The sequence below is a fragment of the Brevibacillus sp. MER 51 genome (assembly GCF_023714195.1).
In the GTDB taxonomy this organism is placed as follows: domain Bacteria; phylum Bacillota; class Bacilli; order Brevibacillales; family Brevibacillaceae; genus Brevibacillus.
This window is the reverse complement of sequence record NZ_JAMAUS010000001.1, coordinates 783,711-809,801: the sequence shown is the minus strand read 5'-3', so window position 1 is coordinate 809,801 and position 26,091 is coordinate 783,711. Positions and strand designations below refer to the sequence as shown.

Sequence of the window (26,091 nt, the reverse complement as noted above, 5' to 3'; positions counted from 1 at the left end):
AACGAAATTGGCAAAACAAGTGTCTGAAAAACTCATTAGCTATCGCGTGTACAAAGACGGAAAAGACTTCCTTGGAACAGCTGATGTTACCTTACCAAGCGTAGAATACCTTACGGAAACGGTGAAAGGTGCCGGAATCGCAGGCGAAGTGAACAGCCCAACGATCGGCAATTTTGGATCAATGGGTGTCACGTTGAACTGGCGAACCATTGAAGCAGATGCCATCAGGTTGGCTGCCCCGCAGGCACATGCATTGGACTTCTGGGGCGCACAGCAGGTATTCAATCAATCTTCTGGGACTTATGACAGCGTAGCTGTGAAAGTATCTGTTCGCGCTATCCCGAAAAAGTTCGATATCGGTAAGTTCGAACCCGGAGCGACCACGGACAGCTCATCTGAATTCGAGGTCATCTATCTGAAGCTGTCCCATAACGACAGAGTGCTGTTGGAAATCGATAAATACAACTACATCTGCGTGATAGACGGCGTAGATTACTTGGCAAAAGTTCGTAGCCAGTTGGGCTACTAAGGGGGAAAAGAGAGTGGAAAATGAGCAAAAACAGCAAATACCAGGGGCGATTGTGAAGTTTCGGAAACCATTTCAATTCGATGGCAGAACATACGAGGAACTGGTACTGGATTTGGATAGCCTGACGGGTGACGACCTAATCGCTTGCGAGCGGAAGGTACAAGCATCTCAGGATATGTCCTATATGATAGAAACTTCAAAGTCATATCTTGCGGCGGTCGCGGCACGATCGGCTAAAGTACCAGTGGAAATGATGAGCAAACTACCTGCGCGTGAATTTACGAAGGTAACAGTTAAGGTACAAACTTTTTTGCTCGGTTAGGGCTCTTGGTCCCGAACAGGAGGCAGTTACTCAAACAAGTGGCTGCCTCTTTTTCTATGGCAACCAGGGACCCGGCAGCCTATTGGCTCAGTTTACCGCTTGATGAACTGTTGGACTGGACGGAAGTCATTCAAGAGATGCAACCGAAAGGTAGGTGAGAGAAGTGTCCAAGGTTTACAAAATAGCATTTGAGTTGGCTGGAAAGCTGGAATCTAGTTTTTCTAGCTCATTTACGCAAGCGCTTCGAGATATGCAACAGCTTGAAAACCGAGCGCGTGAGATTGGGGCTATCCGTATTTCTGGCAGCACGTTTGAGCAAATCAGAGATTCAGCGCGGGAGTCCGCAAATGAGTTGAGGGACGTTGAACGCGCATTGCAGGCAATTCGAGGAATACGTCTCAACGACCAAATGGGGCCACTCAGAGATGACCTACGTCAATCATCGCAAGCTGTACAGGAGCTACAGAGACGACTGAGAGAGTTGGAACGCACAAGAGGCCCACGGCTTGATCCGTTGCCTGATGACTTGGATGATTCCAGCGGCCAGGTGGACATTCTTGGTGGGAAATTTTCCAAGATGGCTGTGGCGGTAACAGCATCGATGGCAGCAGTTGGTGGGGCGATCATTGGCGCATTCAAAGCTGTATCCGTAAGTGATGAATACCAACAAGCCATGAATAAAATTGAAGCAGCAACAGGTACATCTGTTGAAAACATGGCAGAGATAAAAGAGACAGCAACCAACCTTTACAATATGAATCTTGGTGAGAATTGGGACGATTTGGCGAAGAGCATATCAGCTGTGAAATCGGTAACCAAACTCGAAGGTGCTGAACTTGAAAACACCACCAGAAACGCGTTGTTGTTTAGAGATACATTTGAGTTTGACATCAAAGAATCTGTGAAATCAGCAGACACCATGGTGAAGAACTTCGGTATCACATCAGAAGAAGCGTATAATCTCCTGGCACAAGGTGCTCAAAATGGATTGGATAAATCAGGCGAATTGCTAGACACAGCCAATGAATACAGCGCTTATTTTAGCAAACTAGGTTTCTCTGCCAATGACATGTTTAACATCTTTAGTTCTGGATTAGAGGCAGGAGCTTTCAACCTGGACAAGGTTGGGGATGGGATCAAAGAATTCGGTATTCGTACAAAAGATGGGTCCAAAACCTCCTTGGATGCCTATAAATCAATTGGTTTGCACGGTGAGGAAATGACCAAGCAGTTCGCTGCTGGCGGAAAAACAGCTCAAGAAGCGTTTTTAAAGACTGTAAAAGCTATCAATGAAGTGAAAGACCCCGTCCAACGTAATGCTGCTTCAGTTGCTTTGTTTGGGACACAGGCAGAAGACTTGGAAGAACGGGTCATCAAAGCTTACGGAAATATCAAAAAGACTTTCGACATGACGAAGAACACAATGGATGGAATGTCCAAAGTCAAATTTAATTCAGTAGGACAAGCGTTCCAAAGAATCGGGAGACAAATAGAAACAGGCTTCCTTATTCCATTAGGGAACGCTGTCTTACCACTTTTAGGGGAACTATCTGAATCCATTTCTTACATTCTGCCTGTTGTGAAAGAAACGTTCAAAACAATGGGCGGAGAAATGAGTGGATTCTTTCAAAAAATTGATTTTGGCGATACCTTTGAGCCAATCAAACAGCTTGCAAATGAGGTCGGCCCGAAATACCTAGGGTTCATGAAGAGTATATGGAGCGCGACAAAATCCACGTTTCCCGTTTTTGAGGGACTGGCGGGCATAATCGGAAATACGTTGAAGTCAGTCATCAAGTATGCGGCTCCAGTGGTTACCTATTTCGGAAATCAGCTCTATCCGATTTTGCAAGACGGTTTTCAGTTCCTAGCAAGCGAAGTATTTCCGGCAATATCATCTGCGATCCAACGTTTTTCGCCACAAATTCAGACCGTCATTAACAGCCTAGGACGCGGCTTTACAGCCGTTTGGGGTGTCATCAAGCCCGTTTTGGACGGGTTATTTGCTGGGTTCCAGTTTGTTTTCCCTACCATAAAACAAACGGTCGTGGCATCGATAAACGTTATATCTGGTGTAATTGGCGGGCTTCTTACTACACTAAGTGGCGTTATCGACTTTGTTACAGGTGTTTTTACAGGCAACTGGGGTGTCGCATGGACGGGTGTCAAAAATGTGTTTACTGGCATTTTTGAGACGTTAGGAGCTGCACTCGCAGCACCAATTAACGCTGGAATCGATATGATCAACGCAGCGATCAGGGGTATCAATTCGATCAAGATGGATGTTCCAGAGTGGGTTCCTGGTATGGGTGGACAAACTTTTAGCTTCAGCATCGCGGAAGTACCTAAAATTAATGGATACGCGAATGGTGGTATTGTCAGCCGGCCAGAACTCGCTTGGATCGGCGAAGGCGGAGATACAGAGGTCGTTGTCCCGATTAATAACTCGCAACGCTCTTTGGATTTATGGAATACCGCCGGAAAAATGCTGGGAGTTGGAGGAGCGCCTACCAGTTCGAATACAGGTGGTGGCTTATCATTTAACCCGAACATCACTGTGTATGGTGGTTCATCGGATGATGTACAGGCTCAGATCAACCAAGCCATGGAATTGAGTATCCGTAAGTTGGAGCAACTGCTGATGGACTTACAACGTGACAAGCAAAGGAGGTCCTTTGCCAATTGAGTACCTATACGACGAAACAAGGGGATACCTTTGATGGTATCTCCTTTCAACTTTTTGGTACGGATAAGCATATGCCTCTTTTGATCGCCTCAAACCCGAAACATGCCACAACCGTCATTTTTTCGGCGGAGGTAAAGCTGTCGATACCAAATATTCCGGTCGCTACGCCATCGTCGCTGCCACCGTGGAGAAAGGGGTGATCGCATGGACATGATCAACGCTAGGCGTGCGGAGCTTGTCGTCTTTTACAACGGATATGATCTATCCATTGATCTTGCCAAGTATCTGATTGATTTTAGCTATACGGATGCGGCCCCAGGTGAGGCAGACGACATACAAATTACGCTGGAAGATCGCGAAAACAACTGGCAAAGCCCAGAATGGAGTCCAATGCAAGGCGACAGCATCATGGCTGAAATTCGTACAACTGGATGGGAGAAGCCAGGGGAAGTCCAACGACTGCCGTTAGGGACGTTTGAGGTAAACTCAGTCACATCGAGTGGTCCACCAGACAAAGTAAGTATGAAAGCAACGAGTTTGCCAGTTAGCGGTAACGCGAAACAAGAAAAACGGTCAAAAGCATGGGAAAAAGTCACACTCAAGACGATGGCAGCCGATATAGCCAAACGAGCAGGATTAAAACTCAACTATTTAGCCCCGATGAATCCAACTTATGACCGGATAGACCAAACGGAGCAAGAAGACTTATCCTTCCTGTACAACCAAGCCAAGGAGGAAGGAATCGCGATCAAAGTCGTGTCTGGCCAACTTGTGCTTTTCGACGAATTTGAATTTGAAAAAAGCGCGCCAGTCGCCACTATTAAAAGAGGAAAAGATAACATTCTTTCCTATAGCTTTGATTGGAACGCTGCTTATGCCGCCTATGTTGCCTGCGAAGTAACCTACACGCAAGCCAAAGAGAAGAATACGTTAAAGGCTAAATATGTACCTCCTGGGGCTCCGGCAATTGGACCCGTTCTGAAGATCAACGAGCAAGCAGATAGCCAGGCGGCGGCATTAAGAAAAGCCCGAAAAAGCTTGCGTGAGAAGAATAAAGAACGATCACAGGCAAGCATGACGCTGATGGGGGATATCCGCATTGCTGCAGGCGTTACGATCATGGTGGAAGGCTTCGGGGCCTTCGATGGTAAGTACCTAATTGTGAGCGCCACCCACAATCTGAGCAGTAGCGGGTACACAACAGACATGACAATGAGACAGGTATTGGGGTGGTAGTATGAGTGTTCTTAAAAATCTAATCCGTATTGGCCTTGTTTCGTCTGTAAATGAACAGAAAGGGACGGTCAGAGTAGTTTTCGAAGATAAAGACGACATGGTTTCAGGCGACCTTCCAGTGCTATTTCGCCACTCTATGAAAATAAAAGAATACAGCTTGCCAGCGATTCGGGAACAGGTAGCTTGCATGTTCTTAGGAAACGGCATACAGGAAGGGCTCTGTCTTGGCTCCTTTTATTCGCTAGTCGATATGCCACCCGTTCAGGACAAAAACAAACATGGAGTCTGGTTTGAAGATGGAAGCTATGTCTATTATGACACGGAGAGCGGTAGACTCCATGTGAAAGCAGTTAGTGATGTGTATATCGAAGGGAACCTACATGTGAAAGGTAAGATTTTCACGGGTGATTCATCATGAGTAATCTCGGCAGCCTTGGGCCGGTCGTTTTTGTTGCTTCAGCAGAGACAATGCGGACGTTTACAGACTTTACACGAAGCGGTGCTAGCCGATATGCAGACCATGAGATACTCGGGAAAAAACCCAAATCGCAGTGGATTGGTCCAGGTCTCGATACAATCACATTTTCGATGAAATTTGATGTCCTGTATGGATTAAATCCACGGAAAGAGTTAGCTCAATTAGTTGAGATCGAGCGAGCTGGGAAAGCAATGCCACTAACGATTGGAGGCGTCGGAATCGGTGTGTATATGTGGATCATCACAGCATTGTCACAAAAATGGGACATCGTTGACAACCACGGTCATGTTCTGAAAGCCACAGCGGATCTTACTCTGAAGGAGTATGCAAAATGACAGAACACACGGTTTCAGTATCCTCGAAAAGAACATGGGTAAATTTCGCGCCTCCAACACTGCTGGAGGAAGTGCAGCAAAATCTTCGCACGATCATGACTACAGCATTGGGTACGGCCCCTGGTTCACGGGGAATCGGAGTACCATGGGACATCGTTGACGAGCCACTTCACATCGCAAGAGCGAGAATGACAGGTGTCCTTATGTCCGCCATATCCGAGCAAGAGCCGCGCGCGCAAGTTACAAGAGTGACCTTCAATGAACAGAGTGTGGAAGCAAGTATGAATGGGCGGTTGTCTCCAACCATTCACTTTATATTAGCTGGAGAGGGGGCTGTACCATGACTAGCCTGACAAGCTTACCACAAATTCAATTTATCGACGTAGATGCTGAAAAAACAACGAATGAGATCATTGCTATTTATGAAGGTCTGGCGGGTCGCACCCTGTATCCAGCAGACCCTATCCGGCTATTCTTAACGGCATTAGCTCAAATCATTATTCAGCAGCGCGTCCTGATCAATGAGAATGCGAAGCAGAACCTTCTCCGGTATGCAGAAGATGCCATTCTAGATCACATGGGCGCGCTTTACAAGGTGCCTCGCCTCGAAGCGGCACCAGCACGGACAACACAGAGAATCGTCCTCTCTGCACCATTGTCATCATCTATGATCATTCCAGCAGGTACACTCTTTGGACCAGATGGGGGGAATGGCCTGTACTTCGAAACAGAGAAATCGATGGAAATTCCAGCGGGCTCTCTCTCAGGATCAGTTGAGGTTATCTGTACAACTCCAGGAGTCATTGGAAATGGGTTCTTACCCGGGCAAATCAACACCCTGATCGAACCACTGCCATTTGTGCAAAGCGTTGCCAATCTCTCGGTTACTGCTGGTGGAGCGGATAGAGAAACAAACGATGCTTACCGTGAGCGCATCCACATTGCGCCTGAGTCTTTCAGCGTTGCTGGTCCTGACGGAGCCTATCGATTTTGGGCATCTTCAGCCAGTCAGCTTATCGTGGACGTATCTGTTACAAATCCAACACCTGGTGTGGTCAAAATTATTCCGTTGTTGGCTGGAGGAGGACTACCGACGCAGGAGATTCTAGATGCAGTGTTTGCAAAGTGTTCTCCAGCGGATAAAAGACCGTTTACAGATCACGTAACCGTAGCCGCCCCGACTGTCAAGAAATACAACTTAGCTTTTACTTACTGGATTGCCATGTCACGAGCAGCGGAGGCAGCAGCAATACAGACTGCTGTAAATGCTGCGGTGCAGTCCTATACACTTTGGCAGAAATCAGCGCTTGGTCGTGACATAAACCCATCCGAATTGACGCGTCTGCTGATGCAAGCGGGTGCTCATCATGTGTCGATCGTATCACCGACACATACGGACGTACCTTTTGATCAGGTTGCTATTGCGGAAACAGTCACAGTTACGTACGGAGGGCTGACTGATGGTTAACCTCAATCAGTTCAAACTCACTGACATACTGACACCAAACCTATTGGCTGATGAGAACATACGGAACGCTGCAGAGAGCATTGACGCAGAAATGCAGGCGATTGCTTCAGCAGCTGAACGCTTACCTCTTTTAGCGAATCTGGACTCCTTACATGAACAATGGTTAGACGAGTTGTTGTGGCAATTTCATGTTGAGGGAGTGGAGTTTGCGGATACTTTGGAAGAAAAACGAGCATTAATCCGCAACTCCATCGAAATTCACCGAACCAAAGGCACACGGTATGCACTTGAGCGAGTACTTGAAATCCTCAACATGCGTGGGATCATATCTGAGTGGTGGGAACACGGCGGAGATCCGTTCACTTTTCGCATCGATATTCTGGAAGTAAGAAACGGATTAACGGAAGAAAGGATACGGCTACTTGATCGACTGGTCCAGGAATATAAAAACACTCGCTCATGGCTCGAATCCATTCGTATTTACCTGACTACACATGGCAGTATCTATTTCGCAGCAGCCATGACCACCGGAGAGACGATCACAGTCTATCCGTGGACAGTAGAAGCACTTAGCGCAAATGGTTCAATCCATGTGGGATCAGGAATGCAAAGTACAGAAACAATCACGGTTTATCCGGCACAATAGAAAGGAGGCAGGCAAGTGGCTGAAAAGTTTTACGCGATATTAACCAACATAGGCAAGGCTAAAATTGCCAATGCGACAGCCTTGGGAACAAAGGTCAATATCTCTACACTCGTTGTAGGTGATGGACTGAACGGCGGCTACTATAATCCAACAGAAGATCAAACATCGTTGAAGCATCAAGTGTGGCAAGGCCAAGTGAACATGGTCAGAACGGATGAACAAAACCCAAATTGGATTGTGGTTGAAGCTGTGATTCCTGCTGATGTAGGCGGCTTCTCTGTCCGCGAGGCAGGCATTTTAGATGATCAGGGCAACCTCCTGGCTGTCGGAAAGTATCCAGAGACGTACAAGCCTGTTTTAGCGAATGGGAGCGCAAAGGATCTCTATATTCGTATGATTCTGGAGGTATCCAATGCGGCAACCGTAACACTCAAGATCGATCCGGCTACAGTTCTGGTTACCAAAAAGTATGTTGATGATACAGTCGCAACTGCTAGCCAAAACCTCGACAATAAAATTTCATCCCATATCCAGAATGGTAATGTGCATGTTACCCCAGCTGAAAAAGATACTTGGAATAGTAAAGCTGCGGGAAACCATACGCACCCAAACGCAACACAAACCATATCAGGATTCTTGAGCGGGCCGGATAAGAAGAAACTGGATGATCAAGTCATCTTGAACACTGGTGGTGCGTTTACTGGCGATGTCAAAATCGACGCTGGGCTAACCGTTCGATTAAAAGTGAAAAAGAGCGGGAAGGATTCCAATGGGAAATTTACGACAGTAGAATGGCGCCGAAAAAAAGACAACACACTCTTCATGCGTTCTGTGTTAAGTATCCCAGATGTAAATGGGAACTACCAAACCGATACATGGTCGATCTACAATGCAGCAGGAACAGCAGTCATAGAAACCGTGACATGGACTCTAACGTATGACGCAGACGGCGACTTTGTAGAATCGTCATAAGGAGGGATGAGAGCGTGAATTTAACAGAAGTTTTAGCAGCACATGGCTTATCTGGTAAGAAAATAGCGTTACCGAAAGACCTGGTGGAAGTAGATACGATTGTGTGGGAAACTTCGAATTCAGTCTCCTATGACTTCATAAACTTGGACAGTTCGGACGATGTTTATTTAGCAAAGAAAACCGATGCAGAAGTCAAGAAAATAAGATCACACGGTGTTGTAGCCTGGACAGTACCTTTAGATTTTAGTGTATATGCTGTGTGTATTGGACAAGACGGCTATTACTATGCGGTCGGAACGAAGAAAGCAGCTAAAATCAACATGACAACTGGCGCTGTAACTACGATTACCTTTTCCGGATTTAATTTAGTATCCGTTTACCATGTTACAGTAGACGCTTCCGGGAATATCTATATGTCATGTCAGGATGATACGTACACAAATGTTCGGGCATATAAAATCCTCCCTGCTGGAACAAGGGCATGGCTGTACGATTCGGGTGTAACAACTGCAAATGGTACATCAGGTATATGCGTAATCTCTAGTTACCTGTACGTAAATCTTGGCGGAAACATGTACAAGTTTCTGTTGACTGGTGGATTGGTATGGTCAGGAAATGGATTTGATCTATACGGAGTGATACCCGATCTATCCGACAGTAACCGTGCTTATGCTTTAAACGGGAGAAAATTTACACATTACGGTTTATCAGGTGCATCTGGACCTGCCATCGTAAAAGAAGCGAGCGTTAACCTTGGTACGATTGATTTCTCTTCAGTTAATTTACGAGTCATTGGTGACTTTGGTTATGTTACGACAACCGAATATTGGTTCAAAATTCGGTTGTCTGATTTCAAGGTAGTGGGTATACGGGGTGACAACAAAATTCGCGCGATTGCATCCGATTCATCTTTCATCATTTTGGATGCAGGAGTGGTGCGTCGCATGAAATACCGCTACAAAATTAAGTAAGGGAGGTATTGGGATATGTTTTACATTGGCTATGAAAAAATCGAGGAAACAAAAGCAAGAGTCACGCTGATTCACCACTTCCCATCCGAGCTTGATCAAGAAATGTTAAATCGCGGATTGCTTACGGAAACTGTACCCGAGCCACAAACACCACCAGGTAAATTAGCACGACAATACGTCAATCCTAAAACAAAAGAAATGTGGTATGAGTATGTCGATGATACTCCATCGCCATTAGAAGATCGGCTCAAAAAAGTGGAGAGTGCTACCTCAGAAACCAAGCAAGCCAACCTGGATACGCAAGATGCCGTTTTGCAACTATACGAAATGGTCGCAGTACCAGCAACCAAGTAAGCCCACATAGGAGGAGCAGAAATGCTAAATCGACTATGGATATGGCTTCTTTTTTTATGCTTGAAAGGAGGTGAGAGGACGATGGTAGCAGTTTGCATAAGCTTGATTATTAACGGTCGCCGTACCTTTGCACAGATTCCAGTAAGCCTACAGGATGCTGTAAAAGCCGACATGGAAGCATTGGGTCTTGGTACAGATGGCAAGCCGTTGGCATAACGCCTTTCCTAATCAGGAGGGCGTTTTTTCATGGGGAGCTGCTGAAGTGCTTCTTTTCCGTTAGTTTCAAATTTGTCTCAATGTATAACTTTAGTTAGAAGACCAGTTATACGTAAGGAGCTTATAATCACAATGCCCGTTGTAGGTTGTCCTCTTTCTATCCGTTGATGGCACGCCGTGTGCGATGAAAGTCGCCTGCACGGTGTAGGCTCGAACGAAAACCCTCACAACAGAAGGGAATAAGTCGAGAATAGCGATGAAACCCCAGCAGTTGGTACAATCACTCTTGTTAATGCTAGTATTTTGTTGATTAGATTCAATGAAGCATTATCAGATGATACCTTATCTTTTACTGATATAAATCAGATAATCACCCACATTAACAATCAAAATGGAGCAAATTTAAAACACCCCAATGCCAATCAAAGTATCGAATGGGATACAACTGATCCTGAAAAGCCCATTCTCAAGATTTACATGGGTTATAATCCTGATACTTGGCATACTGGGTTTTCCTATCAAGTTAAATTTGTTTCCGGGTCAGTAAAAGATAAAAGTGGGAACATTACGTATGAAACTCCATTTAGTAGTCCATTTTGAGATCCCATCGACGACCCTCGGGAAATCCCGGGGGTATTTTTATCACTAAGACCTTGAGAAAGCCTCGTTCCTAGCGGGGCTATTTTTATTTCCCCCAGGGGGAGAGGAGGATGAGCACATGTCAAACAATGAGATGCAGGTACTTTCTGATATCCGCGAGCGGATTGTACGAGTAGAGACAAAACTGGACTCTATGACTGATGTACGTGCTACTGCGGAAGAGGCGAAAGAGAAAGCGAATGAAGCTCTTCAATACGGCAAGTCTGCACACCACCGTTTGAATGAGGTGGCTGATAATCAAAAATGGCTCTGGCGTACGGTTATAGGCGCGCTGATCGCTGGAGCCATAACATTGCTATGGAAGGGGTTGGCGGTATGAAGACGTTCTTAAATGACAGAGATGGCGTCAGTGAGAAGGACTATCTACTCCTGATCGCAAGTACTGTCTTTTTTCTTTTCGTAGCGATTGGGCTTATTCTCTCGTTGCTAGGTAAACCTGTAAGTTCGGGCTACCTTGCTCTATTGGATATGATGGCTCCAGTCCTAATGACGGTTGCAGGCGGCGTGTTCGGTGTACGAGCAGTGCAAGAATTACGCAAACCACGGTCCAGTGAGCATGATACGGAAGGAGAGGACTACGATGCCCGTGTCTAAGGTAGACGAGATGCTCAAAGGATACCGTGTGACCAGCCCGTATGGACCGCGTGCAGATCCTTTCACAACCAAGCAGGTATTCCACACGGGGATTGACCTGGTTAAAAAACATCGGGCACCGATCCTTGCTTTTGTCACAGGAGTTGTTACGCACGCAAAAGAAGGTGTAAAAGGATCAGGATACGGGGGCTTTGGAATTGTAGTGGCTGTTAAAGACCTGAACGGCTGCACACACGTATATGCCCACCTACACAGCGTAGCTGTTAAGGTTGGCGACCGGGTCGAGTGTGGCGATGTCGTCGGGCACCAGGGCAGCACAGGACGAAGCACCGGATCACATCTGCATTACGAGGTTCGGCGCGGCGGATTCGGGACACATACCGATCCTGTAGCGTATTTGCGAGAATATTACCAATCTGTTGATAAACCTGTGGATAGAGGAGATGAAGACACAGTGAAAGCACTGGAACCGTGGAAGCTCCAACTCGCAGACAAGGCGTTAGACAGCCTTGCCAGCAAAAAGGATACAGAAGGCAAAGCCTTGATAAACAACGCAGAAGAGTGGAAAAAACGATTGCGAACAGAGCCACAGGCAGTCTTAGAAGACATGTCTTGGCTCATTTTTGTACTTGTGGATAGATCTACCAATACACTAGATTTTCTTGTCCCACAAGAGGAGGATGTAGATCATGAACGAAGAGTTTAAACGCAAGCTTTCATCACGCAAACTGTGGATGGCAGTGGCTGCCTTTATCACGAGCGTGCTGGTACTGTTTGGAATGGACGGTGACACGATTACAAAGGTAACCGCCATGATTACGGCTCTCGGCTCTGTTGTCGCGTACATGGTAGCTGAAGGATTCGTGGATGCAGAGCGTATCAAGAATGATGCAGGAGATTCGGTCGGTACATCAGAAAAAAGCCAATAACACCAACAGCCCTCCTTTGGAGTATTAATCCGGGGAGGGCTGTTGGTATTTTGTACGATCTAAAGTATTTTCTTATAATGCCTTCGTTTTTAGCGATTTTAATTCTTTTTTTATCCACTTGAAGATAAAATCTCGACAATCTTCCAAGTTAGTGAAACTTTGTTTTAGAAACTCAGAAGTTATTACCTCACCAGTAGGTTTACGGATTTTAAAGATATATAGTTTGAAATCCGGGTGATCTTTTTTGTACGGCTTTTCAATTCGAGCATAATAAAATTGATGCCTACCCTGCCAAATGTCATAGTCAATTCGCTTGTCCCTTGTTAATAGCTGAAAGTGCATTTTTTATCACCAATTCAATATTTTGTATAAGATACAACTTACATAACTAAGATAATACCCCATTTCAAGCGAAAAGTGGTAATTTGAAATGTGACTATTTTCCTGGATGAGTAAAAATGTTTGTTCGAGATATTGCGAAGCCCTCCTTCGGAGAAACAATCCGGGGAGGGCTTTTTTATTTGAACAGCTTTTTGATCAACGAGAACATATCAAAGGTGGTCTGCTGATACACTTTGTTATAAGCGTATTTCTTCGGATTCCTCAACCATCCCCAGCCGCGGGGCATCTTTAATCCTGCCCGATGGACGAGTTGGCGTTTAAGACTGGTTCTAGCTGCAATTCTCTTTTTTAGGCTTGGCTTCCTCATACCGAATTTCAAAGTGATCACTCCTTTAAATACAGTATAACGACTCATCGGAATCTTTTCTAATATTTGGTTTAGATGTATGATTGAGAAAAAGCGAGGTGATAGAATGAGCTACGATTTAAAAGATGTTGGCGAACGTGGCATCCCAATGAATTTTGATTTTGGTGAACGCTGCACTGTGCTATGTTTTGACCTCGGAGAAAGACCGTATCTTTTTGATGCTGGTGAAAGAGGGCAAGTTCTGTGTACAGGCCCGGAATGGCAGATGCAAGATGGCCCAGAATGGGAAAGCATGAAACTTGATGATGGTCCGGGTTGGGCTATGAAAACTTCAGGCCCTGATTGGGAAAGCATGAAGCTCGATAATGGACCGCGCTGGGAAATGAAGACAACCGATCCTGAATGGGTAGCCATTAAGTTGGATGGCGGGCCAGGTTGGCAAATGCAGTTTACTGGGCCTGATTGGGAAGTGAAAATTGACGGCGGTGTTGGTTGGAATCCGTTGACTTTGCTCCACTAAAAAGTGGGGCTTTTCTTTTTTACCCTCCAACATAAAGGCTATAATCTCCTGACAGATGAACAGGTACAGTCGATCATACTAGCCGTAGAATCCCTTCTTACAGTGATCTAAACAGTTCAGTCCTCTGCGGAGAAATCTGTTGGGGGCTTTTCTCTTCCAAAAATAGGGTGAAATACCCATTTAAAACTAATCGAGATCGAGTATACTCAGTTTGGAAAAAAATACCTTAAAACGAATGAGGTTTTTATATACTATTCATAATAGTACATATATAATAGGTTTTGTAAAAAAATGTAAATTAAACAAAGGGGAATGCATATGTTCAAAAAAAGCATGTTGGCTTTGACTGCTGCAATCGTTTGTGCAGGAGGTGCTTACAGTACGAGTTTTGCTAAAGGTCCTATAGAAGAGTTTAGTTTCACAAGATACGAGGCAAAAATAAAAGTTAAAGATTCCTCTGTACACGGTTACGCACAAGCTGAAGCCGAAGGCAAGGACATGAGAAAACTTACAGTAAAATGCGAATTGTACTCTGAGGGAATTTGGCAAGAAAGAGATACTGGGGAAGCTACTTCTTCACCTTGGTACGCGTATGCCAGAACAGACGCAGTTAACTGGATTAATGATGGGTATGAGGTTAAGGCAACCTTTACAGCAAAGAGTAAAAGTGGTGATACATTGAAGAAGTCAGATTCCGATACGTGGAAGCCATAAAGTTAACAAATACAAATACAAATACAAGGAAGGTGTAAGTTGGATGAATCTTAATAAGAAAAACTTATTTATTGGTACAACTGCATTGGCACTTTTGTTAACATCGTACGTTGGGATCTCGAATGTTTCAGCTGGGATTTTTGAGAAACCTACCTCTTGGGTTGAATCAAATGATAGTGACGTAAATAGCGACTCAGATACTCAGGTTCCTAAAAAATCTCAAGCTTTACATCTTAATGCTTTGGAAGAAATAGGATTTGAAAAAGAAGTAGCAGTGAGCAAAAATAGAATCCAGTCTAATCAAGAAGAAAAATCGTTGGAAAATTTAGATGTAATCGTGGATCAGAATAAAGACAAGTGGCTGTATTGCTCTTATATTCAAAGCAACCTGGTAGAGGATCAAATTGAAGCTAAATATTCTGAGAGAGCATCGACTTCTTTTATTGAAATTCAAGAAGAAGTGATGGAAAAGCATCGTAAGTCTGGTGACACTGTACCTATGTTGCTGTTAAAAGAAGACCTCAATGCTGGAAAGATTGTTTTTACAAGGGACAAGGGTAATGGGGAAGTTGTAACCATCAACGTAGCTATGAATGAGGACTCTGAAAATTGGAGTATTCAGGAGTAGGCAAATAGCCCTCATTGAGGGCTCAGAGTGTCGATAAAGTCCCCTCCGATTGGAGAAGGGGACTTTATTTATTTGCATGTTAGCGTGTTGCTCACCTATAATTGGAACAAACGTTCGATTTTGGGGGAGGGCGCGAATTGCCGAGTAAAATTAACGACCCGATTGGAAGGGGATTCTTTTTACCAGAACACGTCACTGAATTGATTAATCACGCTTATGAGAAAACTTTGGTGACAAAGCCTGTATTAGAGGATGACGAGATGGTGGATATTGATCGACTCATGCGCGCGTCGATGACCGAAGACTTTTCGGTGACTGTTCGTTACTGGGTGGAAAGACGTCCAGGTCTTGGTGAAATACATCAGATGTGGGGCGTGGTACAGCGGATTGATCCAGTACGCAAACAGGCAAAAGTCGTAAACACCGCCGATATCATGTGGATTAATTTACGCGACATTACGGCAGTCATTGGATAGCAGCAAAAAACCCGCCTGATTTAATTTCAAGCGGGTTTTTAATCACTTTCTGAGTTCGTTGATTTCTGCAATTATTCCGGAAAGTGAAGTGTAAGTTTCGGTTGATTCTTTAACTAATCGTACATGTTCATCATAATTTTCTTGAGGGTTCGAAGCTAAAATTTTCGCACTAAGGTCCTTAGCTTGCTTTGACAATTCTTCATGCTGTGCCCAAAGTTTTAACTCTTGAGCGGCTCTTTCTTTTTCTGGCCAATCTCTTCCATAGCCCATTCTCCCACAATCAAGACATTCAAAGTCTCCAGTTTGTGAGCCCATTATGTACTCCTTCCTTAAATTTTTGTGCCTGCATTTTTCTTTAAGTTGATCTCCCATTGATAACCCACCTTTTTCCATCTTTTTTATAAGATCAGATTAACAGACAAGTGCATAAAGTACTAGAAAAATTGGTGGAAATATATTGATAATTAATAGCAGACCTTATTTATTAATGTTGGAACAGTAATTACCAGAGCGCCTTCATAACCGTATTGGTACAATTATATCGGTGATGCTATATGGAATTTATATACCCGATGCTGCTAGAACAGGTAGATAAGCCATTTTCGGACGAACGATATATCTATGAGCCGAAGATCGACGGCCATCGCCTGATTTTATCCCGAAAAAACGGCGAGACGCGACTTTATACAAGACACAACAACGATGTAACAGCGAAGTACCCTGAACTTATAACAGATGGTCCTGACATCATATTGGACGGCGAACTCGCAGTAATGGACTCCGAAACGGGTATCCCTGACTTTGAGCTGACTATGCAGCGATTCCAGTCGAAGCGATCGCGGCTGCCGATATCTTACGTCGTGTTCGATATCCTGCGTTATGAGGACACCGACTTGCGCGGGCTTACTCTAATGGAGCGCAAAGCCGTCCTGGACCGTGCAATAACGGATACCCCAACCATGAGCAAAATAGCGTACATTGATGGTCGAGGCGAGGACTTATGGGACGCAATTGTTGCTCGAAATATGGAGGGCATAGTTGCCAAGCGGAAGGACGGGAGATATCATGCAGATAAGCGAACCGATGACTTCTTAAAGATCATCAACTATAGCTATGTTGACGTTCATATTGCCGGATGGCGTAAGGGAGACTTCGGATGGTTGGCACATTACAATGGGCGACCAGCAGGCGTGATCGAACTTGGCGTGCCTCCTACACACAAGCAGGCGTTTTTGGGGGTGGCGAAACAGTTGATTACTGGTGAGGATCGCGATTTTGTGTATATACAATCGCAGATAAAGGCCAAAGTCAAAATGCGTAACTGGACAAAGAGTGGCATGCTACGATCGCCAGTATTCGTCGATTTTATCCTGACTGCATAAAAACAACCCGCCTCATTCAACAGGCGGGTTGTTCTATTAATTCTTTTCGTTTTTTCCATGATCATAAGCAGCTCTGATAATGCCCATGATATTGTCAACCGTACTTTGTTCGTATCCAGCCAACCAAGCGATCGTACTAAGCTCATCTTTTGTTAGATTACGACCGATACAAGTTCTTATACCTTCTACAAACGGCCTGTACTGTTCAACTTGCCATTCTTCCATTACTAATCCTTCTGGACGCCATGGACTTGCGAGATCGAGTTCAATCCATTCCACACGCCCAAGTTTATTAACCCCTTTATATTGCAAATCCATGTCCATACACGCTCCCTAGTGATTGCGGTCTGAAACCTATTCATCTGTCTTTTTCTTACGTCCTCGTGGTCTCGGTGTATCCATCCATGTTTGAATCTGGCCCCGGAGCCAGAGCGGGCCACTTGCAAGATTCTTCACCGGCTCCGGGAACTGTTCTCGCTCAAGATAAATCTTGATGTATTGTTTGGACTTACCTGTCATTTCGCTAACTTCTGCCAAGCCCATGATGTCGTCTAAGTTGACCTGCATGTTAATCCCTTCTTCCAAACAAGGCCGTGATCAGAATGTACGATACGGAGACAATCAGGATTGTTTGCTGCCACCAAGAGCCACCTGGAGAGTAGGTCAGAGCCAAAGCAATACCGAGAACCCCACGCGGTGACAACAAGTTAGTGACGTCTAACTTCCTTGTTTTCATGGTATAATTGGAGTAAGATTGGTTGTAAGAAGGAGGAGTTTCTCCTCCTTCTGCCTAGCTATTTGCGACGTTTACTCTTGGTGGAGGGGCGTCGCTTTTGCTTTTTCTTCCACCACTTTTTCAGCGGTGGCTCTACTCGATCTTTAAAGATCACGTAGAGAAAAGCAATCAAGGCTAACCATTCTTTAAACTCCAATTTGTTCACCTCCTTATAACTAAATTATACCATTTTGTTTTATAAAATACAACAATTATTTTCTAGTACCTATCCATGTAATCGGAAGTGTATCCGAAGTGCTTTCCACCACCGATCATGTACCGTTTCAGCTTCTCGCGAAACACCCCATCAGCGAGAGCCAGCTCAACAACAAACGCTTGGGCACTCCCTAATGACCGATTCCGTTTCGCCCTTTCATTAAAAATTGGTCCATTTTTTCGCGAATGAGGGCCTGAATAATCTTTTGATCCCTTGTCTAAACTGCGGATAAGGTCAGTTAAATAATTTTAAAAGGTGAATATAATTGAACAAATCCGTAGATATTCTCGAAGTAATAATTCAGCAACTATTAGAGGATGATAGGTTGGTAAAGATGTTGATACCGAGATTACTAGAAAGGATGGGGACGAGAGGCGAGCCTACAATTGAAAAGTGGTTAACTGTTAATGAAGCAGCCAAATACCTGAATATTTCTTCAGACACGATCTACATTATGGTACGCGAAGGTACATTACCAGCATCTCGACTCGGATCATTAAGTTCACGAAAACCAGCACTTCGCTTTCAACTCAGTAAAGTAAATGATTGGATGGAAGCTGGAGGGGTCCGCGATCCTGTTAACAAACAAGCATGAAGGAAAGAAATTATTCCATATAGTAAAGTGCACCCGGGAGTTTGATGCCTCTCGGGTGCACTTTTTTAAAGAATAGGACTTTCGAATTTTGCCCACCGTTTTGCCCACTTTTTGCCCACGAAAATTTGAAACGCTTTGATTTCATTTGAAACAACAGTAGGTGAAACTGTTGATTTAATGCGCTTTTCGTGGAGCGTTAAAAACGATTGAAAGCCAAGGATATGTTCCGCACACGCGTTCACGATTGGGAGCGCGAGCAATACATGACCGCTTACTAATAAGCGAAACCTCTTGTGCCTGTAGGTGCGAGGGGTTTTTTCTATTTGGTGGGTGCGGCTGTAAGAATTGCTTCACCCACAAACGCACCCACAAATTACTCATAAATCTTCTCCATATGGTCTTCGAATTTTCTCATGTTCTCGCTTTCGATTTTTTTAGAAATGTGGGCATACACATCCAAACTCGTCTTTTCCCATTTTTACTACTGTTGCCCCTGATAGAAACTCCCGTAACTCCCCTTTTTTTATTTCTCTCTCGATCATAAGTTTTCATAGAGGCTTGTAACTAAAAGCCATATAAATGCACCTTCTTAGAAAGAGACCTGGGTCCATAGGTGGTTCCTACATTAGGCCAGCCCCGTAATCGGGCTACAGACTGATGATAAGTATATATTGGTTTGTTACATTTTATGGGTAAGAAATTTAACCTGAGGGAGAGTAGGCATGTGAAAACTGTATGGCGAATCAGTATTTATCTCATCGTTTTTGTTGTCGTAGTAGGAGGTGCAGGCACACTCGGGTTCGTCAATACAATGAATGAGGTAATGTCGGTTTACGATAAAGCCGCACCTGCATTGACGAATGTGCAGGTACCGAAATATGACGCAAACAAACCGACAGTGGCAGTGTTACTGGCGAATGAATCAACAGAAGTGTTCGATTTTCTCGTCCCATACGAGATGTTTGCGATGACGGAAGCTTACAATGTATACGGCGTTGCACCCGATCGTGAAATAAAATCACTAACCGGCGGACTCGATGTCGTTCCGCATTATTCGTTTGACGAAATGGATGCGATGCTCGGAAAAAGCCCGGACATTATCGTCATACCGTTTATGCCGATTCTAGATGAGAAAAAATATACGCCTGTCCGCGAATGGATTCAGAAGCACGCGAGTGACAAGACTTTATTGCTTTCCATTTGCAATGGGGCAGAAAACCTGGCTGATACTGGCTTACTTAACGGCAAATCTGCAGCGACGCACTGGGGAGACATCGACCGACTCATTAAACAATATCCGAAAGTCCAGTGGGTGAAAGATCTGCGCTACGTCCCACAAGGCAATATCATATCTTCTGCGGGTCTGACATCGGGAATTGACGCTACACTATATGTCATCTCACAGCAGTTGGGTGAGGAGGCGGCGGAGAAAGTAGCGGTAGAGATGAACTATCCATCTTACGATTACGTGAAAAAACCGCAAATGGAACCGTTCACTGCCGGGCTCAGCGATATAACGTTCATACTTAACAACGCTTATCAATGGAACAAAGTAAAAGCGGGCGTTCTGCTGTATAACGGCGTTGATGAACTAGATTTGTCCGCCGCATTCGATACGTACGCTGCTTCTGGCACGACTTCGACGTTGACTGTTTCCGGTGCAAACGAACCGATCGTAACGAAGCATGGCCTGAACTTAGTCGCGCGCTATCAGATAAAAAACGTGCCGAAACTAGCGAAAATGATTGTCGTCGGTGCCGATGCCGAATCAGCCGTCGCCAAAGACATCAACCAATGGAACGAAAGCGGCAACAGCGCGGAACTACTGTACTTACATCGCGAAGCAATGGATCGGTTTGCAATGGATCCTGCATTCGAGGATTTGGCCAAGCAGGAGGATATTGGGACGGCGAAATTTGCTGCAAAGCGGCTCGAATATCGCGCCACCGATCATCTGAAGCTAGAAGGTAGAACCTTCTCTTTTGAAGCGTTTGGTGTACCAATTTTGCTCGGCATCCTATCCTTGATCGTTGCTTTTTTCATCGATCAGCGCTTCTTCCGCAGGAAAAAAGATATAAGCGCATCAAGGTAGTGACATTCTATCCGACTTGAAGGTGGCCGATCAGGGGTGCTGGCTGAAAGAATAGACTGTTTTCTACGCCCCTCCATCTGTCCGATGAAAAAATGATTGATACTGGTGTTGTTGATCTAGTGATTTCTTAACCATAACTGCTCGTTAGTTGGATAACTTGCAGTCAGATTTTTGCATGGAGCAACAACCATTCAACTAATGCGGAAGCCCTCCCTTGGACAAATAATCCTGGGAGGGCTTTTTTATTTGAAAATGGACGTCTTTTATCACATGAACTATATTACAGTTTATTACAAATATACGCGTAAAGAATTATGGAATTTATTACCAAATCACTTGTCTGTGTGGTATTATAATGAATAAAAAAAGATATTTGGAGTATCATTCTGGAAAAAAGGTGATTGATGTGACTGGAATGTCGATTAAAAAAATTCTTAAAAACTTCTCTATTTTTACTGTTGCACTAGTTGTTATATTGGGTTTTATTTCGTATATCCGAGTGGGATACGTAGACTACAATGATAGTTTCGATGTGTGGTTAATCTCCTCGCTTGCTTATCTAAGTGTATTAGTTTTATTTGAATTAAGAAATAAAACAGGCAAGAATACCTCTGGTGAGTAGAGGAAACTTGCAACCGAAAAGACCCAACTCCTTATTAGTCGGAGTCGGGTCTTTTTTTTCATTATTTCGGTGCGACGTCGCCGCCGTGATTTGCATCAGCTTCATACTCAATCACATCTTCATCAATAACCGTGTTGCCCATCTTTATTGTTGTTTCAACTCGATAGAAAGCTTTTGTGGGGAATTTTATCCACTTATAGTATGTCGTCCCGGAAACTTTGATGTCGCCAGTAACAGAGGAACCTACCCCAGCTGAAATGGCAGCCGCAATAGGAGCTGTCCATTCGACCGGCACTCCACGCTTTTCCAATAATTTAGCGATAGTGGCAGTTCCGCCAGCCACAGCAGCAATAATGGAACTTTTAGGAATTGTATAGCTGTTGCTAAAAGACCCATCCCATTTTGATTTAGCTTGTGCCTCTTGAATTGCGCGGTCTTGAGGAGCAGCGAACGCAGGTGTAATGGCAGATACCGCCATTACAATAGCCATAGCTCCAGAGAATAATACTTTTTTCATTTACATTCACTCCCATTAATTGGATAATTTTGCAAACAATTAGAGTGTAAAGGTTGTTTCTATAAATGTAAATTTTTGGCAATTAATTCGTATATTCACTTTATATCTCCCCACTGGTAAAAATTGTGGTTGCATGTTCGGATGGTGTTCTTATAAAATAGGAACAAACGTTCGCGAAAAATGATTAACATGGAGACAATCCAAGCAGTGATTGATGGCCAACTCCAAGTAATACCCGTTTTAACCCCAAAGCACCTAAAAGCAATACGCAAAATCCGTACTGGGGCAAGTACTGGATGCGCCACTGACATTCTCCGAGATTTGATAGAGGCTGGATTGGTGGAGGAGACTTCGAATGACCCTACTGTATGAACATCACTATGAGGAAGTCGTTGTTCCGTTACCCGAGGTTGATCCAGAATCCTTGGCAGAAATGAACGTGATTATTTACGACTCTGTCCGTAAAGACTATGCAGTCAACGTAAGTTGGCACGAGAACTGTATTCGGAGAGAATGGGGAGTAGTCAAAGACATCGATCGGGATGAGAACAAGATCAAGCTTGTCCGCGTGGATGGTGTGTGGTGGGTGCCCATTGAAAAAATGCTGCAGGTTGAGCGGGTGTATTAGACAATGATTCACCCTGACAAATGGCGAGAAATCCTGCATGAAACGATCCTATACCGCATGCTACAAAGGACGTAACTAAAGTGCAAATGGCAGGAAGCATGATCAGCAAAAATAGCAAGAAGTCGAGACCTTTAAAGGACTCACCAAAAATATAGTCATAGCAAACAATCAGTGACATCAATGATCCACTAAGACCAACCAATAAACCTCCAATGGAGAACCAATTCTTTAGCACCGTATCAACCCTCCTTTATGGACCAAATAGTACCATCTGAAACTTTAGGAGGAAAGAAAACGAGCTCAATCGCTTTACAAAATGTGTAATGAAGAAACGCAAATAGCCGTTTTCGTTACCGAAACGGCTTAGAAACAACGTTGTGTAATGTATAACTTAAAAGGCTATATACTTCATTTCCTGGTTCGATAAAAGGCTGGCAACCTGATGGAGATTTAAGGGGATGGCAAATTGTTCCATATTAGATCTGTCCTCCCAGTCCATTGCATTCCCTACCCATGTATTGGTTGTTCCACAATAGGCTACACGACCACCCAAACGAACAAATGTTAGGGCCCATTCTAATATATTCTTTGGATTGTCGCCGTAAAGAAATTGTGGAATTTCCATGCCTAATTGTTGAGTGACAGTTTGTTCGGTATTAGGACTACCGATCATTTTAACAAGCCTTCCTTTCACCAAACCAATTACCCCCTCTCCATTAAAAAACATAGTGGTTTGGATACCGAGACGTTGCCAATATGCTGCTGAAATAAAGCTAGAGAAATACTTTGCCCCTTGATCCGGGGGTGAGGAAAGATGGATTAAAATTGGAGTTTGCGTAAAGGAATTTTCGTCACGATAAATGGGGTGGTTAACAGAGCGAGCCCAATAATGAGGCAGGGAATATTCATGAAATATCATGTTAGTTCCTTCCTAAGTCATATTTTTTGTATGGTATGTTATTAGGTCGGAATAGGTGTGTGTCTTGTAGCAAGCGGAGGAAGGCATGAGCCTGGCATTCCAGGAGGCAAGGGGAGCTAGATGCATACATCAGGATGACATTCGAATCTTAGGTACCACCACTAATTTGCACGATTAATCCGGGTGTCATTTGTGAAGCGGCCAAAAAGTAAATTGAAGCGATTGAGTCTCGAGCTTAACACATCGGTAATTGAGATGAACGGAGGCAAGACGGTGTACAGCCCAATTTATGCTTCGGTAATGTCTAGGGGTAGCCTCGCCTCCCAAAGAAAAAAGAGCCGCAAGGTAGCTCGGCTCTAAATATAATCTTAATGGTCTCTCTAATATTAAATTTATTCTCCGGTCTCGTTGAAACTCTTAATGCGAGCGCCGATTTCATCACGAACTCGTTGAAACTCAGACCATTCTTTTCCCGCAGGATCGTCAAATCCCCAATGGACGCGTTTTACATGAGAAGGAGTAGCTGGACAAACGGAATCTGCATGGCTGCATAATGTCACGACGAGATCCGCATTGTTCAATATATCAGGGTCAATGACATCAGATGTTTGACTGGAAATGTCTATGCCAACTTCTTTCATCGCTTGAATGGCATTTGGATTGACCCCATGGGCTTCAATACCAGCTGAAAAGACGTTCCACTTGTTGCCCAAGTATTTCTTTCCCCATGCTTCTGCCATTTGGCTTCGGCAAGAATTTCCTGTACATAAAAAGTAGATTGTTTTTTTGTTTTTGTTTTCCATGATGTACCCACCTTTTCAGCTTCAATTAGGAAATGCTGGCAAAATACTTGCGCTTGAACCATAAAGCTACATAAACCAATGCAATCATCACAGGTACTTCAACAAGAGGACCGATGACGGCTGCAAAGGCGGCGCCTGATTGAATCCCAAACACGCCGACTGCCACAGCGATAGCTAATTCAAAGTTATTACTGCCTGCTGTGAAAGCAAGCGTCGTAGTAACAGGATAATTTGCGCCAATCTTTTTCCCCATATAGAAAGAGATAAAGAACATGAGGATGAAATAGATAAGAAGTGGAATGGCGATGCGAACAACATCAAGAGGAACGCTTACGATGTTCTCTCCTTGTGTTGAGAACATGACAATGATGGTAAAGAGTAAGGCAATCAGAGTCATAGGGCTAATTTTTGGGATGAACACTTTCTCGTACCATTGTCTGCCTTTCACTTTTACAATAGTAAAGCGTGTCAGCATCCCAGCAAGAAAAGGAATACCCAGGTAAATAAACACCGATTTTGCCACTTCCGCCATCGTAATGCTAATGACTGCCCCCTGAATCCCAAGCCATTCCGGAATTACGGTGACAAAGACATAGGCATATACTGAAAAGAAAAGCATCTGAAACACAGAATTGAAAGCCACAAGCCCCGCAACATATTCTGTATCTCCTTTTGCGAGGTCATTCCACACAATTACCATAGCGATACATCGTGCCAGCCCAATCATTATCAGCCCAACCATATATTCTGGTTTATCTGGCAAGAAAATGATGGCTAGTAAAAACATCAAAACCGGGCCTATCACCCAGTTTTGAATAAGGGATAGTACAAGAACCTTAAGGTCTTTAAAGACACGTCCCATTTCTTCATATCGAACTTTTGCTAAAGGGGGGTACATCATTAAGATTAAGCCAATGGCAAGCGGTATGGATGTTGTACCAATTTGTAAGCTGTTTAATCCATTTGTGAAAGTAGGAAAGAAAGTTCCGATAATAATCCCTACTGCCATAGCAAGAAAGATCCAAAGGGTCAAGAAGCGATCTAAAAATGATAATTGTTTCATTGGGCCTCCCACTTTGTCTTAGCAGCAAGAATTGGTTGCTTCTGTTTTTGAATCTACGCAGCAGGATGTGGATTCGATTTTATGAATGTCACTGTCAGACTTTGTGTAGAAAAATTCCCACTCATTACCGTCTGGATCAGTAACCCAAAATTTATCCTGCACAGCATAACAACATGTCGTATCCATCTCGTCCCGAGCGAAAAAGCCTTCTTTTTCTAGTCTTTCCTTATGAGTTAGGATTTCATTTGCAGTTTCAACCTGGAATCCGAAGTGGTTAACCTGATTTCCACTTACTGTATCCCGAACATTCAATGTGAAATTTAGTCCTGGGGTTTCAAGCAAGAACTTAGCATAATCAGGTTTTACCTTTACAGGATTAACTCCAAAAACCTTCTGATAGAACTCAATAGATTTCTCCAGATTGGTAACGTTAACGCCAACATGTACATACTTCATTTCATAATCCTCCTTTAATTAAAAACTATTAATCAAAAAAAGTTGATGTAAGGTCTAAAAAAAATTAGCAGCAGCTTCCTTTACCTGTTTTCCTGAAAATACAGCAAAGCTCTTCCGATAACAGATGATTCACTTCACCATCATTTAAATCATAGTAACTCCATGTGCCTCTTGTCTCTTTAATAATCAGATTAGCGTCCAATAAGATTTTGAGATGGTAAGATAACTTTGATTGAGGCATGTCAAAAACCTCGGTAAGGTCACACACGCATGTTTTACCTCTCTGGCAAAGCTCATACATAATTTCTAAACGTTTCTGATCGGCAAGAGCTTTGAATTTTTTCTCATATAGCTCCAAATTATGCTTGATGTCATTCATGGATTACGACCTCATTCATCAATTTTTATTGATGCATTTATTATATGTATGATTACCAAGAAGATGCAATAATTAAATCAACTTTTTTTGATGTAAGTTTTTTTTCATTTAGTATCGATCCATGTAATCGGATAAATAAACGAACTGTTTTCCACCACCAATAAACTGCGGATAAGGTCAGTTACATAATTTTAAAAGGT

Annotated in this window: 38 protein-coding genes; 27 read left to right on the top strand and 11 right to left on the bottom strand. The window is 43.8% G+C overall.

All coding sequences use genetic code 11. From position 1 onward, the window contains the following. Positions 1 to 7: 7 nt before the first annotated feature. From M3630_RS03205 to M3630_RS03120, 18 genes are all read left to right on the top strand, one after another. Entirely contained in the window at positions 8 to 529 is a 522-nt protein-coding gene (locus M3630_RS03205) for a phage major tail tube protein (protein ID WP_251251208.1), read from the top strand. A 13-nt stretch (positions 530 to 542) separates the two neighbouring features. After that, positions 543 to 851, top strand: coding sequence for a phage tail assembly protein (locus tag M3630_RS03200; protein WP_251251207.1), 309 nt, complete (start codon positions 543 to 545; stop codon positions 849 to 851). Between the two features lie 163 nt (positions 852 to 1,014). Then, positions 1,015 to 3,537, top strand: a complete 2,523-nt coding sequence (locus tag M3630_RS03195) for a phage tail tape measure protein (RefSeq protein ID WP_251251206.1) — start codon at positions 1,015 to 1,017, stop codon at positions 3,535 to 3,537. Further along, positions 3,534 to 3,737 carry a tail protein X gene (locus tag M3630_RS03190; protein WP_251251205.1) on the top strand — a complete coding sequence of 68 codons (204 nt, stop codon included), beginning with the start codon at positions 3,534 to 3,536 and terminating at the stop codon, positions 3,735 to 3,737. The genes M3630_RS03195 and M3630_RS03190 overlap by 4 nt, the downstream gene beginning before the upstream one ends. A gap of 4 nt (positions 3,738 to 3,741) precedes the next feature. Then, the gene (locus M3630_RS03185) at positions 3,742 to 4,773 is read left to right on the top strand and encodes a phage late control D family protein (protein ID WP_251251204.1); all 1,032 of its coding nucleotides are present in this window, start codon (positions 3,742 to 3,744) and stop codon (positions 4,771 to 4,773) included. Position 4,774: 1 nt separating this feature from the next. Continuing rightward, complete coding sequence (locus M3630_RS03180) at positions 4,775 to 5,191, top strand: phage baseplate assembly protein V (protein ID WP_251251203.1); 417 nt, start codon at positions 4,775 to 4,777, stop codon at positions 5,189 to 5,191. Continuing rightward, complete coding sequence (locus M3630_RS03175; protein ID WP_251251202.1) at positions 5,188 to 5,586, top strand: phage tail protein; 399 nt, start codon at positions 5,188 to 5,190, stop codon at positions 5,584 to 5,586. Before M3630_RS03180 ends, M3630_RS03175 begins: the two co-directional genes overlap by 4 nt. Then, entirely contained in the window at positions 5,583 to 5,930 is a 348-nt protein-coding gene (locus M3630_RS03170) for a GPW/gp25 family protein (protein WP_251251201.1), read from the top strand. Before M3630_RS03175 ends, M3630_RS03170 begins: the two co-directional genes overlap by 4 nt. After that, the gene (locus M3630_RS03165; RefSeq protein WP_251251200.1) at positions 5,927 to 7,054 is read left to right on the top strand and encodes a baseplate assembly protein; all 1,128 of its coding nucleotides are present in this window, start codon (positions 5,927 to 5,929) and stop codon (positions 7,052 to 7,054) included. Before M3630_RS03170 ends, M3630_RS03165 begins: the two co-directional genes overlap by 4 nt. Continuing rightward, positions 7,047 to 7,700 carry a phage tail protein I gene (locus M3630_RS03160; protein ID WP_251251199.1) on the top strand — a complete coding sequence of 218 codons (654 nt, stop codon included), beginning with the start codon at positions 7,047 to 7,049 and terminating at the stop codon, positions 7,698 to 7,700. The genes M3630_RS03165 and M3630_RS03160 overlap by 8 nt, the downstream gene beginning before the upstream one ends. Positions 7,701 to 7,715: 15 nt before the next feature. Continuing rightward, positions 7,716 to 8,672, top strand: a complete 957-nt coding sequence (locus tag M3630_RS03155; RefSeq protein ID WP_251251198.1) for a phage tail protein — start codon at positions 7,716 to 7,718, stop codon at positions 8,670 to 8,672. A 14-nt stretch (positions 8,673 to 8,686) separates the two neighbouring features. Further along, the gene (locus M3630_RS03150) at positions 8,687 to 9,643 is read left to right on the top strand and encodes an NHL repeat-containing protein (RefSeq protein ID WP_251251197.1); all 957 of its coding nucleotides are present in this window, start codon (positions 8,687 to 8,689) and stop codon (positions 9,641 to 9,643) included. Positions 9,644 to 9,658: 15 nt separating this feature from the next. After that, positions 9,659 to 9,997 carry a hypothetical protein gene (locus M3630_RS03145; protein ID WP_251251196.1) on the top strand — a complete coding sequence of 113 codons (339 nt, stop codon included), beginning with the start codon at positions 9,659 to 9,661 and terminating at the stop codon, positions 9,995 to 9,997. An 81-nt stretch (positions 9,998 to 10,078) separates the two neighbouring features. Next, entirely contained in the window at positions 10,079 to 10,213 is a 135-nt protein-coding gene (locus tag M3630_RS03140) for a CD1375 family protein (protein WP_251251195.1), read from the top strand. A 718-nt stretch (positions 10,214 to 10,931) separates the two neighbouring features. Further along, on the top strand, positions 10,932 to 11,192 hold the full coding sequence (locus tag M3630_RS03135) for a hemolysin XhlA family protein (RefSeq protein ID WP_251251194.1): 261 nt from the start codon (positions 10,932 to 10,934) through the stop codon (positions 11,190 to 11,192). Continuing rightward, the gene (locus M3630_RS03130) at positions 11,189 to 11,467 is read left to right on the top strand and encodes a hypothetical protein (protein WP_251251193.1); all 279 of its coding nucleotides are present in this window, start codon (positions 11,189 to 11,191) and stop codon (positions 11,465 to 11,467) included. Before M3630_RS03135 ends, M3630_RS03130 begins: the two co-directional genes overlap by 4 nt. Then, positions 11,454 to 12,173: a M23 family metallopeptidase gene (locus M3630_RS03125; RefSeq protein WP_251251192.1), complete on the top strand. Its 720-nt coding sequence runs from the start codon at positions 11,454 to 11,456 to the stop codon at positions 12,171 to 12,173. The genes M3630_RS03130 and M3630_RS03125 overlap by 14 nt, the downstream gene beginning before the upstream one ends. Continuing rightward, positions 12,157 to 12,396, top strand: coding sequence for a hypothetical protein (locus M3630_RS03120; RefSeq protein ID WP_251251191.1), 240 nt, complete (start codon positions 12,157 to 12,159; stop codon positions 12,394 to 12,396). The genes M3630_RS03125 and M3630_RS03120 overlap by 17 nt, the downstream gene beginning before the upstream one ends. Positions 12,397 to 12,913: 517 nt before the next feature. Here M3630_RS03120 and M3630_RS03115 read toward each other — a convergent pair. Next, positions 12,914 to 13,117, bottom strand: a complete 204-nt coding sequence (locus M3630_RS03115; protein ID WP_251251190.1) for a hypothetical protein — start codon at positions 13,115 to 13,117, stop codon at positions 12,914 to 12,916. Between the two features lie 94 nt (positions 13,118 to 13,211). Here M3630_RS03115 and M3630_RS03110 point away from each other — a divergent pair, with 94 nt between their 5' ends. From M3630_RS03110 to M3630_RS03095, 4 genes are all read left to right on the top strand, one after another. After that, positions 13,212 to 13,625 carry a hypothetical protein gene (locus M3630_RS03110; RefSeq protein ID WP_251251189.1) on the top strand — a complete coding sequence of 138 codons (414 nt, stop codon included), beginning with the start codon at positions 13,212 to 13,214 and terminating at the stop codon, positions 13,623 to 13,625. Positions 13,626 to 13,943: 318 nt separating this feature from the next. Then, positions 13,944 to 14,339: a hypothetical protein gene (locus M3630_RS03105; RefSeq protein ID WP_251251188.1), complete on the top strand. Its 396-nt coding sequence runs from the start codon at positions 13,944 to 13,946 to the stop codon at positions 14,337 to 14,339. 43 nt (positions 14,340 to 14,382) lie between these two features. After that, a complete protein-coding gene (locus tag M3630_RS03100; protein WP_251251187.1) occupies positions 14,383 to 14,967 on the top strand; it encodes a hypothetical protein in 585 nt (194 codons plus the stop codon). Positions 14,968 to 15,104: 137 nt separating this feature from the next. Next, positions 15,105 to 15,443 carry a YolD-like family protein gene (locus M3630_RS03095; RefSeq protein WP_251251186.1) on the top strand — a complete coding sequence of 113 codons (339 nt, stop codon included), beginning with the start codon at positions 15,105 to 15,107 and terminating at the stop codon, positions 15,441 to 15,443. 42 nt (positions 15,444 to 15,485) lie between these two features. Here the strand turns inward: M3630_RS03095 and M3630_RS03090 are convergent, their stop codons facing one another. Next, a complete protein-coding gene (locus M3630_RS03090) occupies positions 15,486 to 15,815 on the bottom strand; it encodes a hypothetical protein (RefSeq protein WP_251251185.1) in 330 nt (109 codons plus the stop codon). A gap of 182 nt (positions 15,816 to 15,997) precedes the next feature. On the opposite strand from M3630_RS03090, the gene M3630_RS03085 reads away from it, so the two are divergent. Further along, the gene (locus M3630_RS03085) at positions 15,998 to 16,825 is read left to right on the top strand and encodes an ATP-dependent DNA ligase (protein ID WP_251251184.1); all 828 of its coding nucleotides are present in this window, start codon (positions 15,998 to 16,000) and stop codon (positions 16,823 to 16,825) included. A 36-nt stretch (positions 16,826 to 16,861) separates the two neighbouring features. Here M3630_RS03085 and M3630_RS03080 read toward each other — a convergent pair whose 3' ends face one another. The 3 genes from M3630_RS03080 to M3630_RS03070 form a co-directional block, all read right to left on the bottom strand. Next, entirely contained in the window at positions 16,862 to 17,143 is a 282-nt protein-coding gene (locus M3630_RS03080; RefSeq protein ID WP_251251183.1) for a hypothetical protein, read from the bottom strand. A 36-nt stretch (positions 17,144 to 17,179) separates the two neighbouring features. Further along, positions 17,180 to 17,392 carry a helix-turn-helix transcriptional regulator gene (locus M3630_RS03075; protein ID WP_251251182.1) on the bottom strand — a complete coding sequence of 71 codons (213 nt, stop codon included), beginning with the start codon at positions 17,390 to 17,392 and terminating at the stop codon, positions 17,180 to 17,182. A gap of 227 nt (positions 17,393 to 17,619) precedes the next feature. Next, positions 17,620 to 17,757 (bottom strand): hypothetical protein, encoded by a 138-nt coding sequence (locus tag M3630_RS03070; protein WP_251251181.1) that lies wholly within the window; start codon positions 17,755 to 17,757, stop codon positions 17,620 to 17,622. A gap of 325 nt (positions 17,758 to 18,082) precedes the next feature. Between M3630_RS03070 and M3630_RS03065 the strand changes: the two genes are divergently transcribed. From M3630_RS03065 to M3630_RS03055, 3 genes are all read left to right on the top strand, one after another. After that, the gene (locus M3630_RS03065; RefSeq protein WP_251251180.1) at positions 18,083 to 18,412 is read left to right on the top strand and encodes a helix-turn-helix domain-containing protein; all 330 of its coding nucleotides are present in this window, start codon (positions 18,083 to 18,085) and stop codon (positions 18,410 to 18,412) included. A 724-nt stretch (positions 18,413 to 19,136) separates the two neighbouring features. Continuing rightward, positions 19,137 to 20,504 carry a DJ-1/PfpI family protein gene (locus M3630_RS03060; RefSeq protein ID WP_251251179.1) on the top strand — a complete coding sequence of 456 codons (1,368 nt, stop codon included), beginning with the start codon at positions 19,137 to 19,139 and terminating at the stop codon, positions 20,502 to 20,504. Positions 20,505 to 20,859: 355 nt separating this feature from the next. Next, a complete protein-coding gene (locus tag M3630_RS03055) occupies positions 20,860 to 21,126 on the top strand; it encodes a hypothetical protein (protein WP_251251178.1) in 267 nt (88 codons plus the stop codon). Between the two features lie 61 nt (positions 21,127 to 21,187). Here the strand turns inward: M3630_RS03055 and M3630_RS03050 are convergent, their stop codons facing one another. Beyond that, positions 21,188 to 21,643, bottom strand: coding sequence for a hypothetical protein (locus M3630_RS03050; RefSeq protein WP_251251177.1), 456 nt, complete (start codon positions 21,641 to 21,643; stop codon positions 21,188 to 21,190). Between the two features lie 355 nt (positions 21,644 to 21,998). Here M3630_RS03050 and M3630_RS03045 point away from each other — a divergent pair, with 355 nt between their 5' ends. After that, entirely contained in the window at positions 21,999 to 22,271 is a 273-nt protein-coding gene (locus M3630_RS03045; protein ID WP_251251176.1) for a YolD-like family protein, read from the top strand. A 391-nt stretch (positions 22,272 to 22,662) separates the two neighbouring features. Here the strand turns inward: M3630_RS03045 and M3630_RS03040 are convergent, their stop codons facing one another. The 5 genes from M3630_RS03040 to arsR all read right to left on the bottom strand — a co-directional run bounded on the left by M3630_RS03040 (position 22,663) and on the right by arsR (position 25,891). Beyond that, positions 22,663 to 23,190 (bottom strand): hypothetical protein, encoded by a 528-nt coding sequence (locus M3630_RS03040; protein ID WP_251251175.1) that lies wholly within the window; start codon positions 23,188 to 23,190, stop codon positions 22,663 to 22,665. 392 nt (positions 23,191 to 23,582) lie between these two features. Continuing rightward, on the bottom strand, positions 23,583 to 23,993 hold the full coding sequence (arsC, locus tag M3630_RS03035) for an arsenate reductase (thioredoxin) (protein WP_237898548.1): 411 nt from the start codon (positions 23,991 to 23,993) through the stop codon (positions 23,583 to 23,585). 25 nt (positions 23,994 to 24,018) lie between these two features. Next, positions 24,019 to 25,056, bottom strand: a complete 1,038-nt coding sequence (gene arsB / locus M3630_RS03030) for an ACR3 family arsenite efflux transporter (RefSeq protein WP_173607925.1) — start codon at positions 25,054 to 25,056, stop codon at positions 24,019 to 24,021. A gap of 18 nt (positions 25,057 to 25,074) precedes the next feature. Further along, the gene (locus M3630_RS03025) at positions 25,075 to 25,512 is read right to left on the bottom strand and encodes an ArsI/CadI family heavy metal resistance metalloenzyme (RefSeq protein ID WP_221869129.1); all 438 of its coding nucleotides are present in this window, start codon (positions 25,510 to 25,512) and stop codon (positions 25,075 to 25,077) included. 64 nt (positions 25,513 to 25,576) lie between these two features. Continuing rightward, on the bottom strand, positions 25,577 to 25,891 hold the full coding sequence (arsR, locus tag M3630_RS03020; RefSeq protein ID WP_260507183.1) for an arsenical resistance operon transcriptional regulator ArsR: 315 nt from the start codon (positions 25,889 to 25,891) through the stop codon (positions 25,577 to 25,579). Positions 25,892 to 26,091 lie beyond the last annotated feature (200 nt).